Here is an 18,754-nt window from a genome sequence, read left to right as displayed (position 1 = left end):
ATGCACGTTTATGGCATAGGAAATTAAGTCATCAGGTAGCGTCATACAATTGTTTGACGCCTAGAAGCAGCGCGTTCACTAATGACTGATTGCAGTCTGTATACTTTAGCTGTCGTACTAAATAGCCGTAAGCCACAGCAGAGCGCTCTCTTCGCCCGACTGCCGCTTTTATGGCCCATTCCCGGCAACTGTGGAAAAACTCAGGGGCAGGGCAGAGATCATCAACGTATCCCTCCTGCCCCCATAATAGAGCAGTTTCTTCTGAGGGCCAGTCGCCATCTTTAAATGGCCCGTTAACATGAAAAATAGAGCTTAGCTCTAACGTTATAGGGTCTACACTGCATGCGGATTCTGCGACGTCTCCGTAGTCAATTAGTATCGGTGCTCGGGTCTCACTCACCAATACATTGTAACCATGTAAGTCGCTGTGTGTGCATCCCCAATTAACTTGTATAAGATTTTCTTCAAAGTTTTCTATCCAGGCATGTTGGATCAGTTTGCGAATGTCTGAAAACTTTTCATCACTTATAAAGTGCCGGCGAATGTCTTTTATTGTTAAGCGTCTCTGGTAAGCGGCAGAGCGCCAATTGTTCATTAGCTCTATCGTTGATTCAATAAGCGGCGCCGGCTGATCTAATATGAAAGAAAAGGCATTGCGTGTATAAGCATTCGCTAAGCTGTAGAAGACTCCGGATATATCACGGGCGCCGTAATTCAAAACGTGAAGCTTTCTAGGTGTTGCCCTGGGATCTAAGCGCACAATAAAACGGTCATAGCGATCAACTTCATTTTGAATGGTTGATCGACTTCCAAGCTTTGCTATGGCGTCATGAATCTTCGCACCTTGCCCATCGGTAACCACCAGGCTGAAGACGTGCGCCCCCGACAAGCCGCCCGGGATGTTCTCGACAGCGCAGAAACAGCCGCCAACAGTCTTCGTAAATATTTTGATCAGTCTTGATACAGGGATGGGAAGATTCTGAGATGTATGGAGTTCTATGTCACAAGCATTAACGCATCCATGGATATAGGATGCTATTTTTCCGTCAAGTTGTGTAATGCGATGTTTTTGCTGGAAACCAATGATCTGCAGAGGCTCCCCTTGGCCCCAAATATCTACTTTGCTGTTAAGTTCCCAGATCTCTGGCAAAAAATCTTCCGCAGATGAGCCTGTGAGGATGAATAATGGGGTTCCGGGAGCATTAGCTAGAGAAAAATATAAAACGGCTCTGCCATTTTCTGGATCACTGTCCATGGCATTTTGCAAAGACGGAATGCGTAAATCCAGAAGTATTAAATCAAAGAAATTATTTTGAATTTCAAAAATTGCAGTGTCTTTGCTTGAGGTGATTGTGTATACAGGGTCTCTACAAATTGCCGAAACTCTACGTGTAATATCCTCCACGAAGTCTGGATCGTCTTCTATTATTAAAATGTTCATATACTCAGGCTCCATCTAAGTTCATAAACCGTTCCGCCGCCGCCGGAATTTTGTAAAGACACGCTACCTCGGAGTGTCTCCATAGCTTGCTTCGCAATTCCTAGACCAAATCCAAGATGTCCAGGCTTTGAAGACTCTCCCAATTTAAAAGAGCCCGCGCTTTCTAGAACTCCTGGCCCTGAGTCGGTGACAGTTATCCAATAGTCTCGATCAGTTATACCCCAGCTTAGTGTGATTACCGGGCGACGATGGTCCGCAACTAAGATGGAGGCTTCTATCGCGTTCTTTACGCCATTGCACAATGCAAGTGTTAACAGGCTTCGGTCGCAAAATATGACTAAAGGTTTTCTGCCAAGTAAATAATGATCTATTTCAAAGTTTTCAGTTTCTAGTGAGACCAATTCATCGATAAAATTTGCTAAATCCATTTCCACTGGTCGGGGTGTTGAAGTGGCCTTCTTTAATTGTTCAATGCCGTCAAACGTATCCTGAAGGCTTTCAATCCTGCGTTTGGCAGTAGAGTCTTGATAGTTAGGAACTTCATGCTCGATCGCTCCAGCAAGTAGGCCAAGTTTGGAACCTATTTCGTGTAACAGTAGGCCTGATACCCACTCAATAGCTTCAGATTTTATTTTTAGTTGTAGTTCAAAGGGTATTTTATATTCCTCCTCCTCATTGGGTTGGCTGGCAGGTTCGCGACTGATTTTTTCAATCAGCATTTGAAGTCTTTTGTTTACATAGAAGTCGGTTTCTTTGGACTTGGCTTTCAATAGGTAAGCAACATCGGAAGATAGGGCTAGAGATTCAAGGGTTCTTACTGCCTCGAATCTAGAGTGAGCCGATGCATTTGCAAGTGCTTGAAAGGCCTCATCTCGAGTCATTCAACCGTTACTCCCATAAAATTTCGCCCTGGTCTCAAATGCCTGCGCACCGCCTTCCATCACGGTGCTGATTGCGTTAACAATAGGAATCTCATAAAGTCCACCTGCGGATAGTTTAAATCCTCTACGCCCATCAGACCCCAGGTGAACCACCGTTTCAGCCCCACCTAATACTGGGATATTAGGGTTATGAGTAGAAAGTATGATCTGCCCTTGGCCACCTCTTGCTAATATTACTTTTATAAGCGTGTCTGCTATGAAAGCGTTATCAATATGGTCTTCTGGTTGATCGACTATCAGCATTCTGTTCATATGGGCCAGGACTAGAGGGAGCACTACTGTGCAGCGCTGCCCGGTGGAAAGTTCGCTCACGTCTTTATAATAGCCACCGTCTAGCAATCTAAGCGATACCTCATCTTCAATTGGTGTAGTGGATAAATTACCCATTTCGCAAGTTTTCAGGTGTGACAGTATTCTAGAGGCTCTGTCAGGGGTGATTCCGGTTGATGTAGCGATCAGATTTACATCAAAAGAATCCACTGCCTCTAATAAAGCTCGTGGGCTAATCTGTTTAGCTATCGCGTCAGCAATTTCAGCATACCGCAATCCACTACCTCTTAGAGACTCAGAGATTGCGTTAGCAAAAGTTTTGTGTTGACCATTCTTTATAACTGATATTGCTATGTTTGGTCCGACGAGCCCGTTTAGTTGATTAACAGCTGCTTGGCGCTGATTGAATCGATTGGTTCTTATTGCATCTAGTGCGTCTAGTGTCATAGACCTTTTGTTTGATATTTCTGATAGTATTTTTTTCTTTTCGCTTATGTATGTTTCGGTGGATTGCAATCGTGCTATTTGTTCTCTGAGTTCCTGTGCTTTTCGTAAAACAGTTCCAGCTCCGGTCTGGATTGTCTCGACTTCCTGGCGAAGTTGGCGGGCCATGTCTTCAAGGTGTATCTTGTCGTTTGAAGCAGCGGCAAGCAGTTCGGCTAATAAGTGATATATGCTGATGGCTTCGCTAAGCTCTTTGCTTAGTCTCTCCTTTACTCCGCTAATTCGGTCAAGTATGGGAGCGATTGTTGCTACTCGCATAGGGTCAAGATTGACCGGTAATACGGGGGAGTTGTCAGTGGATCGTTTAATCTCATGAGACCAACCAGCAACCTCGTTTTTTAATCGATCAATTTGCTCGGTGTACACAGCTGTAAGGGAAATCGAAGCTGAATGTGCGTTGAGTAAATTTGTCTTGTTGCTAAGTATTTTGGATGAATTAGCGACCTCTTGTTCCGCTGGCTGTAGGAGATTAAGTTCATTTTGCAATGTCGGTAGGTTGGTTAATCCTTGTTCCAAGTCATCTATTTCGCGGCGCAGCGTTTCTACCTGAAGAGTATAAGCTCTGCAAGCGGATATTAAATCCCTCTCTTCGGTATCGACGCTTGCGGGCTTTGAAACAAAACCATCCACTAGGCGTAGTCTTCCTGCTGCCTCCAGTCCGACAGTTTCAATTTCTGTCTGGGAAAAAATTACCGGTCTGAGAAACGGGGCAGTGGTTCTGGGGGCAGGGTCGTTTGTCGAGCGCGTTACAGTAATTTTTGAATTATTGTTATCTCTCACTGTAACGGTTATTTGACCTGAGCCTAATACAGAGAGTGCATGCTCTTTGCTTCTTTTGTTTGTGTCTGATGTGTTGTTCTCAACGCCGAGGCAGAATCTTATAAGTTCTATAAGGGAGGTTTTTCCTGTGCCTCTAGCTCCAATTATTACGTTTAGCCCTGCTGAGAAGTTAATGTCCGCCCCATCGAGAAAACCCTCTTCAATCTGGACTCTTTCAATGTACATATGTTATGGCTCCATGCTGGAATCTGTATGGCTCTATTTTTTAAGGCGAGTAAATCTTATCGTTAAAATTAGCTCCAATTTTTCGGGTCGGATGAATTCGACCTTAGGAGGATGATCGATCTACAATTTAGCCTATTTTCGGGGGATTTCCTTGACGCGGAGCGTCGTCAGTGGCGATTTCCACGTTCCTGACCGCCGCCGCTGACGACGTCGATTCTTACTTCTTATTTTTATTGCGTCATGACGGACTAAGCCCCGATTACGCTAGGGATGGGGGATTTTCTAATTTAATCAAATAGTTGTCGTTTCGAGTTTTGTTATTTGAACTTTTTTTCCGACAACCTGAATCACCAATATTAGGTTTTTTACAGTGATTTAATCGTCGATGTTGGTTGGGTTCAAAGATAAAAAAAGACAGACATCCTAGGAAAAAACTCAGCTGGAGGAAATTCGCGAGTCTGATAACCCGTGTAGGGGGCGGCCCCTAGGGAGGACCCATGATGCCAGGTTTCGCCAGCTGGCCTGAAGTCGCTTACTAGGTCAGAGCGGATGATCTGGATCACGAGCGAGCCAAAAAAAGACGCGCTACTCCGTGGTGGTGGCGCGTACTCCTCCGCTGAAGGCCACCGCTTGGCATGGGGCACGGGGGCTTTCAGATAGCTGTAAATTGGGTGTTCCGCGTGTTCCATGTGTTCCACCTACGCTGGAAGCACCGGTTTACAAGGGTTTCGCTGGTGGAACACCGAAAATAAAAAACCGGAACACAAGCTAAGTGGTACACGTTTGGTGTTCCGCCTAGGGGCTCCGGTTTTGGAATGTCACCGCTTCAGCGGTGATATGTACGGGTCACGCTACTAGCAATTCCTCGATAGAAAGTGCCTGTGCCATTTCAAGGATTTTGCGATGGGTGATGTGTTTGGGACCCATTGGGGCCTGCAAAGGGACGTTGAGATCCTCCAAGTTGCTATAGCGACGCCCGAGCGCTTTCTCTGTCGCGGTGAACTGCGCGGCGACTTTGGCAAAGTCTTGTGCCGCCTTGTCCAAGCGTTCTGCCCAGAGTAGGCGTGCAGCGTTCAGCTGATCTTGACGATAATCCGCTAGCCGCTGCTTCGCGTCTGAGATCGCAACATCCAACTTCTCGATCTCGGTCGTTAACGTAGCCAGCAGCGTATTGAGTCCACGTTTACCTTGAGCGGCTTGTGTCATTGCTTCCGATGCTTGCTTGAGAGCCTTTTCGGCACGCTCTTCGGCTGCGTCGTCACCGTCGGCCAATGCTGCTGCGTATGCGTCGGCGGCACGTTGTTCAGCGGTTTGAGCTTTTTCGATTTCGCCGCGTTGCTCCCGTTGTGCTTTCTCGAGTTTGGAGGAGATCTTCGTGCGTTTCTCTACCAGCTTCGTCAACTCGCCTTGGGTGTGCATAGCTTCCTTCTGGGCCTTTCTAATATCTGAACTGGCAGATCTGACACCTTCCTCCCAGGAAACTAATTCCCGCAACCGGTTGATTTCCGCGTTGTGTTGATCAATTGCTGCCTTGGCGTTTGTATAGGGGGCTACTAGCTCGTGCGGGAAACGAGGTTTGCCTGCGCGGCTTTTGGAAAAGGTCTGCTCCGCTTCCCTGGCTGTTGCTCTGAGCTGTGGGAGCTGTTTGTTTAGTTCAGCGAGAGCGGCTTGATGTTGCGTAAGTTGTTTCTGATATTCACTCATGTACTTCTCCGTTAAATAGAATTTTGTGGGTCAAGTTCGGGCTGGCCGGGCCCCGATAGGCCAGCGAATCCCCTCTCTCAAAAGGCGCCTCATGCGGCCTCAGCTTCTGAAGCGAGAAGAGCGCTGGCGTGAACCACATAGGCTCTCGTTTTGGATAGGCCGGGTAGGCGTACTGATTGGGCCGCACGACCCTCGGCGCTTGGCTCCAAGATGCCGCGTTCGATCAGCTCACGATTAACTAGGGTCAGGCTCATTCCTTTAAAAACTTCTGCTCTCCAAGCGGTGGGCAGGAAGTAGTAGGTAACGAGCGTGTAAACGCCGTCCCCCATACCGTGTTCAACGGTACGGCGGAACCCGAGTCGGTCCGAGGTGCGTGGCGCGTGGTCATCGGTTTTTGCTGTAATCCCGTCCCAACGGGTGAAACGGCTTTCACCAAATCGCTCAATGATTTGTTGAAGACGACCCACAATTGCATCGCCTTCCATGTTTCCGGCACCGCCGCGCTCATCCAGCCAAGCACTGAGGCACACCTGTGCTGCTGTGGTTGCGGTGCCTTCTGGCCAACCTGTTACGCCTAGCGCCGTGGCAAGCTCCCCAGCGGCGGCGGCTAGGCCGAAACGAGCAGCAGCTCGGTGCGCTTGTCCACTGGCCGAAGCGGGAAGCGCTTTGGCAATAAAACGCTCTACCGTTCGCCGCAGGATGGCAGTCCAACCGAGCATTTCGCCGGGCTTGCATAAGGCAGACAGGAAGGCAGTCAACGGCGTGCCATAGTATTTAGCTACTCGTGCTTTGAGGGCATCCGATAAGGCGGCTGCGTCCTCAAACCCATTCAGCACGTCAAACATGCCTAGCCCCTTGCTTGCATCCGCCGGCACGGCCAACATGCGGATTTCCATCCCCGCTTTAAGCTCTTTGTTGGCGTCGGCCATGTGCTGTGCCAATGTCTTCTCGCCCGTCGAGAGAAACAGCAAGCGCCACTCCTGTACCTGTCGGCCCGCTTGTCCTCGATCATTGGCGCGTGCCTTGCCGGTGCCATTACCGAGCATGTACACCGTTTCACCGATAATGCGCGGGTCGCACATGCCGATTTCATCCAGCACCAGGAGCCCATCCGAATGCGCGGCGGCGATGGACTCCAGGGCGTTGTCTGTCGAGCGCCAAGAACGCACCACACGTGGCCCGCCATAGACGGAGGCGGCGACTTGTAGGTGCGTGGTCTTGCCGCCGGAACTGTCGCCGTAGAGGTGAAACCCGCCCGACTCGTGACCGAGCATATTCAACAGCGGTCCAGCGAAGGCCACGCTGACGACGAACGCCAAACGATGGTTGCCTACGCACATTGCACCGACTTGCCGCTGCCATTGTTCCAATGTCCCGGCTTCGCTAATGGGAGGAAGTTGCGCCCCGGAGTCGCAGAAGAAGAGGTGCTCATGGCTATTTCCAATCTGCTGGTCAGGTAGCAGATATGCAGGTCCATGCCATCCAAGGCGAGTGACCAAGCGGGCCCGTTCCTTGCTGTCGAACCCTTGCAAATAGCTTTGAAGATCGTTGCGTGCATTACGTCCAGAGCGAGTTCCTGGTAAACGCAATCCCATATCCACCAGAGGCCCTAAAACGTCCTTTCCGAAGTCACCGGTCATGTTGCGGGCCGGAATGTTCCAACGTTTTTTCTCACCGTCCGGATCGTCGAATTCGACTAGCAAGCCCCAGTTATGGCCCTTGTCGTCACGGGTGCGTGCGAGGATCTCCAGGGGCGAGCAAACAGGCCGCGCTTCGCCGTCGTCGCCGGAATAAAACACGCCCTCCGGCGTCAGGCGAAAACCACCGGGCAGCAGGTCGTTTTTTGATTTGGCGGGGCGCTTGGTTTTCGGTGGTGTCTTTGTTTCGATTACTCCAGCCGGAGCGGGGGCAGGTGCCGAGCCAAGCAGCTCGCCAGTGTTCTCCAGCTCGACGAGGTGGGCCGATGTCCAGCCCTTGGCGAGTGCGTCGGCTGCATCGTCGCCATCGTCCCATTGACCACCTTTGGCGAAGGTCGGTTTGCCATTCTTTAGCGTGGGCTTGCGTTTGAAGACGTCCAGGGCGATTGCTTGCACTGACGCGGCGCCGATTTCACGCAGCTTTTCCGCGACGGCCTCCATGCAGCTCTGACCGCTGGAGTCATTGTCCGGCCACAACAAGACCGACCGCCCTTTAAGCGGTGTAAGGTCGGCCTTGTGCCAAGAGTGAGAACCGTTCGGCCAGCAGGTCGCTACGTAGCTTGGCATCAGCTCGGCGGCAGCGTCGGCGGCTTTCTCGCCCTCGCACAGTACAACCTGTGCATCGAGCCGTTGCGACAGTTCGTCCAGGCGCAGAAGAGGGCGCGGATCGGGCAAACCTTGCCAACGCCACTGCGTGGTTTGGCCGTCGGCGCGTTGGCACCAGGTCAGCGGTGCAAAGACTTTCCTTGGCTTACCGTCTTCGTCCGGCCCCAGGTCGAAGCGATAAAGCGCCATGAGGGGCTGGCCTTGGGCATCACGATAGATCCATACCTTGGAGGGCGCGCCGTGTTGCCGGTGCTTGGCCGGGCACTTGTTCATGGCCTCGACCGGGATCGGTTGAATGGCGATCCATTCCGGCGCTTTGCTTTTGCTCTGTGTTGGCTTGGACTGTGCGGCGCCTGCCGATACGTGCAGCAGATCCGCCAGCTTGTTGCAGGCTTCGACGTCCGTGCCGCCTTCGAGGTAGCGCACCAAATCGATCAGGTCGCCGCCCTTGTCACCGGTGGCAAAGTCAGCCCATGTGCCTTTGCTCAAATTGACCTTGAGTGATCCGGCACGTTTGTCCGTGCGGGTCGGATTAGGGGCGGTGTATTCCTTGCCGCCATCGACCCGTTTGCCGTTGGGCAGCCAGTGAGACAGCACGCGATCAATGTCCTTGAGTGCGGCGCTTTTCACGTCGGCAAAGCTGGGGCGTTTTATTGGTTTGTTCATGCGCTGGGTCATGTATCGGCCCCCGGCATAAACATGGCATCGTTCACGTCATCGATCAGGGCTTTTGCCATTTCGCCCAGGTAAAGCGCGCACCAGCTGTAGCGCTCGCCCTTATCGCTCATGGCGGCATCGAGGGAGAGTTGATTGGCGTAATGCTGGAGGAGCGAAACCGTTTCGAGCGCGTCCTCAATAGGAATGCCCGCATTCACCCGAAACACTCCCCGGCCGGAAGTTTTATTGAAAAACGACGCTCGGCCTAGTGTGGTGTGAGCGCTCATACGGCACCGCCTTTCTGATCCATTGGAACAGACGTGGTGTCACCGTGCAGGGTCAGGGTTTTGATCAGTCCCAGGGTGCCCCGGACATCCCAAATAACAGCGGCCAGGACGTGATTGGCTAGGCGTGGCCTGTCGCTTTCGCTTTCGAAATGGTCCTCAAGCAACATCAGCACGGACTCTGCGCGGTTAATAGCGCAGGTGATTGCATCAACCGGGACACCCTTCTCGATGTCTTTGCTGACGCAGAGCAGGTCTTCGGGCAAGGCGAAGCTGAGGGAGGAGGTCATTGGGCACCGCCTGCGGCTTCGAGAGCGCGAGCTTTGACCATATGGGCGTTGTAACGGGCAAGACGGGTAGCGAGGCTGGAGTTGGCGTGTAGAGCGGCGAGAGCCATTGCACGGTGTGCAGCGGCGCGAATTTTGGACGGATTGAGGGCGTGCATAGGTGGAGCTCCTTCTTAAATAGGAACTGCCACGATTCGTCGCCAAACGAATTGGGGTGGCAGCTGTGCGCAGGTTGGCGAACCGGGTAAGAAGGAACCCGGCAGACCCGAAGGTCTCCCACGCACAGCCGCCATTAAACAAGAATGCGGGCACAAAAAAAGCGCCTGCAATCGAGATGGGGGCGCCGGTGCGCCTTCTTAAACTCGGGTCGCCAAACCCGGTCGCTGATTTTGCAGCGACGGCCAAAGAGTAACGTCCGTTTTTCGAAAGCGCAACTGTGCGGGTGGCTTGCGGTTTTTTCGGGTGTGGCATAAATTGTTCGGGCATGTAGATTTACCTCAACGCCTCCGGATCGCCCCCGGAGGCGTTTTCGTTTCAGGCATGAAAGTCGAAGCGCAGCGAAAGCAGGGGCAGGAAGCCGCCTTGGAGCATCGAGCGGGCATCCTCATAGGCTTCCGCTTGCTGGCCCTCGTCGACGATCACCGCCCCGGTCTTTTCGCAGTGGAGAGAGAGCGCGCACCAGGTGCCGTCAGCCCAACTGAGCACACTGACCACACGCCCCTGTTTGTCCTGCTGGCTGCGGTAGCGCTCCAGGCGTTGCATGAGGCGGGGTGAAAAGCCGACCTGGCGAAGAATAGAGAACGGGTGCATCAGGGCCTTGTTGGCGATCTTGCGGCTCATGCGGCCACCTGATCACGAGCCTCAATGCGGCTACGTGCCCATGCTTGGACTTCAGACAGAACCCAGGCAACTGGGGCTCCCCGAGCGGTGCTGTTAGTGAGTTTTACGGGTCTCGGAAAGCCACTTTCAGGCTCGTTCATCAGCTTATAAATGGTAGGACGGGCTAGGCCGACAATAGCCATCACCTCACCGATGCGGATGAGAGCCACCGGCGGATCATTCCGGGTGGAATCGTTTGCAGATGAGTGGAAGCGGGGCTTCTTCATTTCCCACTCCTTACGTTTACGGCGGAGCTGTGCGTGCGGCTTTCTAGCCATGTCGATATATCTTCAGGTCGATAGCGCACGCGGCTTCCAACCTTCACGTAAGGGAGCGGGTTTCGGCGCGAACTGCGCCAGGCGGCGAGTGTGCGATGCGACAAGCCGAGAGTGCTCGCTACCTGATCGGGGGTGAGTAAATCAGTGGCGCAGGGTGGAAGAGAGGGGATGGATTGAGTCGGGGTTACAGTCATTTAGCGATTCCTGTAGTCGTGGAGGGATACAGGGCTAACGCTACGTGGGTGGAGGGAAATGAACGGTGGTTCACTTCCTTTATTCGCTAGGTGGCCTCACGGGCTTGACCGCCCAATTGCATCTGAGCCGATTGTGCTTTTGCGTTGGCTTAGCCAGGATGCACGTAACCGTGATTAGTAAGAACCGACTATAAATGACATGGTGACCGGGAAAAGAGCTAGATACGGAAATTTCAGTTCACCGATTGTTGAACGGAAACAGCATTAGACGTAAAGAGGACATTCGACGCGGTTAGACAAGGTCGCGTCCTATAATTTATATTTGCTGCACATTTATTCCGTCAGAAAACTTGTCTCAGCTTAAATTAGGATGTAAGCATGAAAAAAATTATTGGCACACTATCAATTTTACTAGCTGTGGTTTTACCTGCTTTTTTATCCTGTAGTATCGCGACAGCTACTCAGGTGGCCTCTGTCGGAGAAGTAGCAGCCAAGCCTTTGGATGCTAGTCCCCTTGCTCCGCTAGTTTTAAACAATGTCGGCACGACACCAAAAACAAACATGTCGGACGAGACCGAGCTGAAAATTCTCAAGGAAAGAAATCTCCTTGCATCTGAATTTCAGAACTCTATGCTATCAATCATAATATGGTCGCTTAGCGCCATCGTGAGCACCGTGCTTCTGTTGGTCGGTGCAAGCTTATTCACCAGTTTCAAGCTGCATGACAAGGATCTCCAGAGAATTAAAGAAGATTACGACGCCAAAATAAAAATCTTTCAATCAGAGATAGACGCTAGTCTCGCCGTAGCGAGTCGGGATATAGCAGCGGCTCAAGAAATTAGAAGTCAACAGGATCTCGATAGAATGCTAGATCAGGCATCACAGGTTAGATCGCATTTTGAAACGGTTAGGGTGTCGCTCGAAAGTAAGTTTGATGAGGTGCTGAGGGCCACGGCGCGCTCTGACGCGACGGTTAAAGATATAAAGGGTAACGTCGTCAGCATAACTACTGAGTTGCGTAGGGTTGAATCATTGATTTGGGATGTGAAAAAAATACCTACTAACTTTCTAATAAGCTGCTTGCAAGGTCTGGATACTGCGATTCTGTCTGGGAATGATTACGATATTGATGACTTTATTGGACTAATAAAAGAATCTCTTCAGAATAGTTTTATCGATGCAAATCTAGTAGTAGATGAACAGCTATTGGAGTTTTTCGAAAGGCGGCTTGTTAAGCTTGCCGTGGTAAGGCCGGATGACGAGAAAAGTATTCGAATGCTTTTGGCGCAATGTTCTGTGGTACCTAATGTTACTTAAATTTGCGCTAGCATAACTTTGGTTGGGGGACGGCGTCACGTGTTGAGGCTGCGTCTGCAGCTCATGCGCGGGCGTCTGCTATTGGCCTATGCTGTTAAAAATCTGTATAGGACGGTAGCGAAGCATCACTCTAAACGTCTCAGTTTTAATTGTGGATAATGAAATCCACTGTGACCGGCTGGGGGGGACGATAAAAAAGGCGGTCAATTTCAAGCACGATTTTCATTCGAGTGTTGTGCGTGGAAAACTCCGCCCGCAACCAGAATGTTGCGTATCTGTTTGGTGGAAAGTTTGGCGCCGCCGCCGGGCGTTTTTAGCGCAGAGTCCGTGCCGGCAATGATGCCGACAACCTCCCTTTCTGATCGACCATCGCGAATAAGGCGCTTGGCGTGAGAGCAAATGCCCTCGTCGCGGTCTTTTATAGCCTCGCGACGTATGATTGCAGAGCTTTTGCCTGCCTTGCGAGCAGTGGCGCTGATTCGTATTTTATCAGCGGCGCTGATTAAGGGAGAGGCATAGACGCTCGCTAACGTCATGTAGTGCCGAGCTACGCCTATTAAGTCAGCTGCGGCCTCTCGTGCTTCGATTTCAAGATGCGATTGCTCATGGCGTACCTCATTCACAAATTCCGAAAATTCGTTCGATTCAGCCGCAACCAAAGCGGTGAGATTATCAGCGTTCCCGGCGCACAGGTCCATATCGAAGCCACTTAACCACTTCTCTAATGTCTCAACCACACGGCAGGAGCGATCAATTGCCAACGCGGCAATGTATTGACTATCGCTGATCGTTGAGTTCGACGAGTCCCCTATTGTCCAGCGGATGGAGAGTGGGAGGTCGTTGGAGCGCTCAAATTGCTGACGTATGTTGTAGGAGAGTCGCCTCACATTGCCAAGTACACGAACGGAGTCAGCGGACCACTCCCCATCTTTTTGATGGTTCATCCAGTGCTCCTGACCCTCTCGTATGAGTTCGAGCGCATCCTGAATGCGATGCGCAAATTCGTCGTACAGCGTGAATCGTTCAAGCGTCTCGACGATCTCCCAGCCTTCGACGTTGAGGGGATCACTCAAATGGAATTTGTTACTCATCGCTCAACCCCAGCGCCCCGTTGCTGCGACCGGAAAACGCGAGCGATTGCGCCCGGCCCCGCTGGGCAGAAGCCACCAGAGGACAGGAGGGCCGTCTGGAAGCGTTGCTCAAACCGGAACACCATTTGTATGTCTTCGTAGATGTGTTCCGGGTGCTCACTGAAAGTGTTCCGGGTGTCAAAGCCCCAGATATATGGGCGTTCGGCGATTCTGGAACACATGGAACACATGGAACACATGGAACACGCGGAACACGCGGAACACGCGGAACACGCGGAACACATGGTTTTTGCATAGTTAATAATTGCGTGCTCAAGCCGTTTGCCCGAATTGACCTTGTACGACATTCCCTTTCTGCAAGCTATCAAGGTGATCGGCATACCACTGCATCATCTTTATGCGCTGTTCAAGGTACTGGGCTTTGTTGTAAATCCCCCTGACACCTTGTGCCTTGTGACTGAGTTGGGCCTCGATATGGTCAGCGGGGTAACCATGCTCGTTGAGGATGGTGCTGGCGATGTGGCGGAAGCCATGACCGGTCTGGCGGCCTTCGTAACCAAGGCGCCTTAGTGCCATGAGAAATACGGTGTCGCTTCGGGGTTTGGTGCGGTCGCTTCTACCTGGAAACAGGAGAGGGTATGCCCCGGTAAGTTGCCGAAGCTCCAATAGGGCATCTACAGCTTGAGTGCATAGCGGCACCAGATGTTCGCGGCCTTTTTTACGCCCCTTGCGTTCGACAGGAACTGTCCACAGTTTCTTGTCGAAGTCGAACTCTGCCCAATGAGCTTCGCGAAGTTCGCTAGGACGGACTGCCATCAGGGTCAACAGCCGCAGGCCAAGCTGAACATCTTTGGCATGCGGATAGGAGTTTATAGCTCGAAGTAACCCAGGGAGCTCGTCAGGAGAAACATGAGCGTAGTTCTCTGCCTTTCCTGATGACAGAAACTTATGCACGCCCTCCAAGGGATTGTTGACGGCTCTGCCAGTCACGCGAGCCAGGTCATAGATATCTTTGCAGTAAGCCCTCACGCGACTCATCTGTTCCAATATCCCCTGGCGCTCAAGTCCTCTCAATAGCTCCATCCACTCCATAGACATGATCGAGGTATAGGAACGTTTACCGAGCGAAGGGAACACGTGGCGTTCGAGTGCGCCGAGTATCCTTTTGGCAGTCCCGGCATCCCAGCCGCTGAGGCGAGACGTATGCCATTCCCTGGCTAGTGATTCGAAGGTGTCATTGGCTGCGTCAATGTCAGCCGCCTGACGAGCCTTCTTGGAGATAATTGGGTTCTTGCCTTCTGAGGCGTCTGCTCGCAGCTCTGCCGCTTTCTGTCGAGCGAAGGCGCCGCTTACTTCTGGATAGCCGCCGAGACCTAGCCAAGACCATTTGCCGTCCGGTTTCTTGTAGCGCAATTCCCAAGATTTTTGGCCGTTTGGTTTGACTCTGAAATACAGCCCAGGACTATCTAGTTCGCGGTATGCCCCGGCCTCAGGCTCCAGGCTGGAAAGTGTTGTATCAGCGAGAGGACGTCGCTTGATATCGGCGCGCTTCATCCGTGTATGCCTCCAGTTCAATTAGTTCTGAAGCATACACGTGGGCATACACGGTGGGGAAGGGTAGGGGTAGATAGAGGTGGACAGCCAAAAACAAGAAAGCCCGCACTAGGCGGGCTTCTTGAGGTTGTTTAGAGACTCATGGAGACATCTGTAAACAGGTACTTGGTGGCTACACAGGGACTTGAACCCCGGACCCCAGCATTATGAATGCTATGCTCTAACCAACTGAGCTATGTAGCCAAGTGGCGCGCATTATTCGCCGGTAACGAAGATGTGTCAAGCGTAAATCTGAAATATTTCTCTGCGCTTTCAACCGCTTAACAATCCTCGCTGCAAATCGCTATCAACCGAGCTGAAATCTCCCTGTGTTGGCACTCAGGGCCCGGCTTCCCTGGCTCAGGGTATCCGCCGCCAGGTTCACGGCCCTTGCGCCTTCAAGCAAACGCATCGCTGCCTGGTCGACCTGCTGGATATTGCCGCTGACCTCGTCGGCGGTGCTGGCTTGCTCATCCACGGCGGTGGCGATTTGCGCCAGGGTGTCGGTGACGCTTTGCACCGCGCTGGCTATTTCTCCCAGCCGTTCGCCAAGGCCGGTGACTGCTTGGGCGTCGGTCTGGGCCTGGCCGCAGGCGGCTTCCATCAGGCTGACGGCTTCGTTGACCGTGGCGCGCAGGCTGTCGACGGTGGCGGCAATCTGTTGCGTGGAGGATTGGGTGCGTTGCGACAGGCTGCGCACCTCGTCGGCCACCACCGCGAAACCACGGCCCTGTTCCCCGGCGCGAGCGGCTTCGATGGCGGCATTGAGGGCCAAAAGATTGGTCTGCTCGGCCACGCCACGAATGGTATCGACCACCAGTTGGATCTGTTGCCCCTGTTCGCTGACCCGCCCCAATGCGGCGGCGGTTTCGTTGAGGCGCTGGTTGAGCTGCTGGATGCTGGCCGTGGTGCGTTGGCTGTCGCGGCTGCTGTCGGTGGCGATGCGGCGGGTCTGCTGGGCGCTATCGGAGGCCTGTTCACAACTCTTCGCCACGCCCTGGGAGGTGGCGGCCAGTTGTGTTGCGGCGGCAGCGATCTGGCTGATCTGCATCTGCTGGGCTTCGACTTCGCCCAGGGCGCCGCTGGAGTGGGTATTGAGGGTGCGTACGGCGTTGCTCAACTGCAACGTTTCGTGGTCCACCCCCAGCAGGCTGTTGCGCAGCTGCACCACGGCGACGTTGAGGGCGGTGCTGATGGCCGCCAGTTCATCGCGTCCTTGCACTGGCACTTGCAAGCTGAGATTTCCGTCGCGCAGGGCTTCGGCCAGCAGGGTGATGCCGCTGGCGCTGCGCCGGATCGACGCTTGCAGGCAAACAAAAAGATACAGCGCCGCCAGCAGCAGGCAGCCCAGTACCGTTGCTACCAGGGTGAACTGGCGAATCGCCGAACCGTGGTAGTGGTCCAGCCGCGTATCCAGTGCCACCAGTGACTGTTGCCGCAGGGTCGCCAGGTCGACGAGGAGGGCGTCCATGTGTTTCTCGAAGTCTTCGGGCTTGAGATTGATGGAACCGCCGAACACGCCGTCATCCAACACTTTCAGGCCGGCATCCAAGTGCTTGAGGCTGCCCTGGTATTGTCCGGCCCAGGTTTGCAGATCGCTGGGCAGGCGGGTTTCCAGCAGCGCTCCGGTCTTGACCAACTGGTCCCGGGCGTCGCCGATACGGCTGCGCAGGTCCCGCAGTTGCAGGCGACTCTGCAACGTGAACTGGCCTGATACCACGGAAGCTTGTCCAACGCTGGCCAGGCGACCGACCCGTTCGATCAGGTCCGGCGTCTGCTGAGTGGAAATCTGCGTCAGCAAATACGTTTCCAGCCAGGAGGCGAGGGTCAGGCGGTTGTCCATGACCATCTGCTCGCGCAAGGCTTGCAGGGCGCTGAGGGCAGCGGTGAAGCGGTCGTAGCCATCCGGCCACCAGCCCACGCTGCCCAGGCTCTTCGAATCCAGGCCGTTGAGGCTGGTTTGCAGGGCTTGATAGCGGGCGAGGGTATCGGCCTCGGCCCCTTCGGTTTGCAGGGCGTTGCCCAGGTCACTGGCGGCCTGGGTAAGGGCCGGTTGCACTGCGTCATACGCCGCCATGGCGGCCAGCGTCGCGGGTGTCGGCTGCCGATTGGTTTCGGTGGCGCGCCAGCGGGCGGCGCGGTTGCGCTGGGCGGTGAGCAGGTTGTCCAGGTTATCCAGGGCCAGCAATTGGCGCACCCCGGCGCGTTCCCCGGAAATCAGGCTGAGTTTGTCGCGATAGTCCTGGCCGATGAGCCACAGGCTGCCCATGAGCGGCAGGATAAAAAGCAGGAACAGCAATTGGAATTTGCGGGCGAAGCCGAAATGCCCCAACAACCTGATTCCCGGTGATAGAAAAGCCTGCATGCCCATACTCCCCTGAACACCATTGCACTATTTTTGTGCGTTTTCTACACAAGTGCTGAAACAGGTGCCCTTTTAAAAGGCCTCGAAAGTTTGTCCAAATCGGCTCGGTAGGCCAGCTCTGTAGCGAAACTTCCCATTCTCGGTCCCCTTTGTAAGGAGCCGCGTTGTAGGCCATTAACAAGGCAAGATTCAGACCATGGCGTAGGGCTATCACCTTGGATTTCGGCAATTTTTCGAGGTCGATAGCTAGCTAAGGGGATAGCCTTGCTGCACCGAAAAATGGCACATTGACGCACCTGCCCGTGTGCACCCTCTGTCGTATGGAAACTCCCATGGCTATCAGCAATACCCAGGCCGAGACCCCAGCCGTTGCCGCCACTGCGCAAAGCAGCCCGTTGGTCATGCGGATCATCGGTGCCGTGGCGCTGGCGCACCTGATCAATGACTTGATCCAGGCCGTGCTGCCCTCGATTTATCCAATGCTCAAGGATAGCTATGGCCTGACGTTCACGCAGGTTGGCTTGATCACGCTGACGTTCCAGTTGACCGCCTCTTTGTTGCAGCCTTGGGTCGGCTATCACACTGACCGGCACCCCAAGCCCTGGCTGCTGCCGGCTGGGACGGTGTGCACGCTGATCGGCATCGTGATGATGTCCATGGTCGGCAGTTTTGCCTTGATCCTGTTGGCGGCGGCGTTGATCGGGATTGGCTCGTCGACCTTTCATCCGGAAGCGTCGCGGGTGGCGCGATTGGCCTCGGGCGGCCGCTACGGGCTGGCGCAATCGACCTTCCAGGTGGGCGGTAACGCCGGCTCAGCCTTTGGCCCGCTGCTGGCGGCGGCGATCATCATTCCCTATGGGCAAGGCAATGTGGCCTGGTTCGGGTTGTTCGCCCTGTTTGCGCTGTTCGTGCTGTACCGCATCAGCCGTTGGTACGCCAACCACCTGAACCTGTTCAAACTCAAGCAAGGCCAGGCGGCCACGCATGGCCTATCCAAGGGACGGGTCTTGAGTGCGCTGGTGGTGCTGGGGCTGCTGGTGTTTTCCAAGTATTTCTACATGGCCAGTTTCACCAGCTACTTCACGTTCTATCTGATCGAGAAGTTCGACCTGTCGGTGGCCTCTTCGCAGTTGCACCTGTTCCTGTTTCTCGGGGCGGTGGCGGCGGGGACCTTCTTCGGTGGACCGATTGGCGACAGGATCGGGCGCAAGGCGGTGATCTGGTTCTCGATCCTCGGCGTGGCACCGTTCACCCTGATCCTGCCTCATGTCGACCTGTTGTGGACCAGCATCCTCAGCGTGGTCATCGGCTTCATCCTGGCCTCGGCGTTCTCGGCCATCGTGGTGTATGCCCAGGAACTGGTACCGGGCAATGTCGGGATGATCGCCGGTGTGTTCTTCGGGCTGATGTTCGGTTTCGGCGGGATTGGCGCCGCGCTGCTGGGGCACCTGGCGGACATCCGTGGCATCGAGTATGTGTACTGGTTGTGCTCGTTCCTGCCGCTGTTCGGGGTGTTGGCGATTTTCTTGCCGAGGACTCGAAAGGCTTGAGGCGAGAAGATCCATGTAGCTGAGCCGACGCCTTCGCGAGCAAGCCCGCTCCCACATGGGTTGGTGGGTGTTCTCGGCCATCTGCACACGA

General features: G+C 53.8%; 15 protein-coding genes and 1 tRNA gene. 2 read left to right on the top strand and 14 right to left on the bottom strand.

The window, feature by feature from the left end; translation table 11 throughout:
• Positions 1–31: 31 nt before the first annotated feature.
• The 10 genes from F7R20_RS10950 to F7R20_RS10905 all read right to left on the bottom strand — a co-directional run bounded on the left by F7R20_RS10950 (position 32) and on the right by F7R20_RS10905 (position 10,747).
• Positions 32–1,441 (bottom strand): response regulator, encoded by a 1,410-nt coding sequence (locus F7R20_RS10950; RefSeq protein ID WP_151180601.1) that lies wholly within the window; start codon positions 1,439–1,441, stop codon positions 32–34.
• The gene (locus tag F7R20_RS10945; RefSeq protein ID WP_081352584.1) at positions 1,438–2,322 is read right to left on the bottom strand and encodes an ATP-binding protein; all 885 of its coding nucleotides are present in this window, start codon (positions 2,320–2,322) and stop codon (positions 1,438–1,440) included. Before F7R20_RS10945 ends, F7R20_RS10950 begins: the two co-directional genes overlap by 4 nt.
• The gene (locus F7R20_RS10940; RefSeq protein WP_081352583.1) at positions 2,323–4,161 is read right to left on the bottom strand and encodes an AAA family ATPase; all 1,839 of its coding nucleotides are present in this window, start codon (positions 4,159–4,161) and stop codon (positions 2,323–2,325) included.
• An 846-nt stretch (positions 4,162–5,007) separates the two neighbouring features.
• Positions 5,008–5,865: a hypothetical protein gene (locus tag F7R20_RS10935; RefSeq protein ID WP_081352582.1), complete on the bottom strand. Its 858-nt coding sequence runs from the start codon at positions 5,863–5,865 to the stop codon at positions 5,008–5,010.
• A gap of 89 nt (positions 5,866–5,954) precedes the next feature.
• On the bottom strand, positions 5,955–8,846 hold the full coding sequence (locus F7R20_RS10930; RefSeq protein ID WP_081352581.1) for a DUF927 domain-containing protein: 2,892 nt from the start codon (positions 8,844–8,846) through the stop codon (positions 5,955–5,957).
• Complete coding sequence (locus F7R20_RS10925) at positions 8,843–9,112, bottom strand: DUF3077 domain-containing protein (protein WP_010457913.1); 270 nt, start codon at positions 9,110–9,112, stop codon at positions 8,843–8,845. The genes F7R20_RS10930 and F7R20_RS10925 overlap by 4 nt, the downstream gene beginning before the upstream one ends.
• A complete protein-coding gene (locus tag F7R20_RS10920; RefSeq protein ID WP_081352580.1) occupies positions 9,109–9,399 on the bottom strand; it encodes a hypothetical protein in 291 nt (96 codons plus the stop codon). The genes F7R20_RS10925 and F7R20_RS10920 overlap by 4 nt, the downstream gene beginning before the upstream one ends.
• A 531-nt stretch (positions 9,400–9,930) precedes the next feature.
• Positions 9,931–10,236, bottom strand: coding sequence for a hypothetical protein (locus F7R20_RS10915; protein WP_009045447.1), 306 nt, complete (start codon positions 10,234–10,236; stop codon positions 9,931–9,933).
• Positions 10,233–10,502, bottom strand: coding sequence for a helix-turn-helix transcriptional regulator (locus tag F7R20_RS10910; RefSeq protein WP_081352579.1), 270 nt, complete (start codon positions 10,500–10,502; stop codon positions 10,233–10,235). The genes F7R20_RS10915 and F7R20_RS10910 overlap by 4 nt, the downstream gene beginning before the upstream one ends.
• Positions 10,499–10,747: a helix-turn-helix domain-containing protein gene (locus tag F7R20_RS10905; RefSeq protein ID WP_081352578.1), complete on the bottom strand. Its 249-nt coding sequence runs from the start codon at positions 10,745–10,747 to the stop codon at positions 10,499–10,501. The genes F7R20_RS10910 and F7R20_RS10905 overlap by 4 nt, the downstream gene beginning before the upstream one ends.
• A gap of 378 nt (positions 10,748–11,125) precedes the next feature.
• Here F7R20_RS10905 and F7R20_RS10900 point away from each other — a divergent pair, with 378 nt between their 5' ends.
• A complete protein-coding gene (locus F7R20_RS10900; RefSeq protein ID WP_151180600.1) occupies positions 11,126–12,064 on the top strand; it encodes a hypothetical protein in 939 nt (312 codons plus the stop codon).
• 209 nt (positions 12,065–12,273) lie between these two features.
• Here the strand turns inward: F7R20_RS10900 and F7R20_RS10895 are convergent, their stop codons facing one another.
• The 4 genes from F7R20_RS10895 to F7R20_RS10880 form a co-directional block, all read right to left on the bottom strand.
• A complete protein-coding gene (locus tag F7R20_RS10895; protein ID WP_081352576.1) occupies positions 12,274–13,155 on the bottom strand; it encodes a hypothetical protein in 882 nt (293 codons plus the stop codon).
• A gap of 312 nt (positions 13,156–13,467) precedes the next feature.
• On the bottom strand, positions 13,468–14,709 hold the full coding sequence (locus tag F7R20_RS10890; protein ID WP_081352575.1) for a tyrosine-type recombinase/integrase: 1,242 nt from the start codon (positions 14,707–14,709) through the stop codon (positions 13,468–13,470).
• A 166-nt stretch (positions 14,710–14,875) separates the two neighbouring features.
• Positions 14,876–14,952, bottom strand: a tRNA-Met gene (locus tag F7R20_RS10885).
• A gap of 103 nt (positions 14,953–15,055) precedes the next feature.
• Positions 15,056–17,113, bottom strand: coding sequence for a methyl-accepting chemotaxis protein (locus tag F7R20_RS10880; RefSeq protein WP_013694212.1), 2,058 nt, complete (start codon positions 17,111–17,113; stop codon positions 15,056–15,058).
• Positions 17,114–17,445: 332 nt separating this feature from the next.
• Between F7R20_RS10880 and F7R20_RS10875 the strand changes: the two genes are divergently transcribed.
• Entirely contained in the window at positions 17,446–18,663 is a 1,218-nt protein-coding gene (locus tag F7R20_RS10875) for an MFS transporter (RefSeq protein ID WP_003205547.1), read from the top strand.
• Positions 18,664–18,754: the final 91 nt, after the last annotated feature.

Origin of the sequence: Pseudomonas brassicacearum subsp. brassicacearum (assembly GCF_008801605.1) — a bacterium.
Classification (GTDB): Bacteria; Pseudomonadota; Gammaproteobacteria; order Pseudomonadales; family Pseudomonadaceae; genus Aquipseudomonas; species Aquipseudomonas brassicacearum.
Note: the sequence above shows the minus strand (reverse complement) of the source record. Positions and strands in the feature narration are given on the sequence as shown.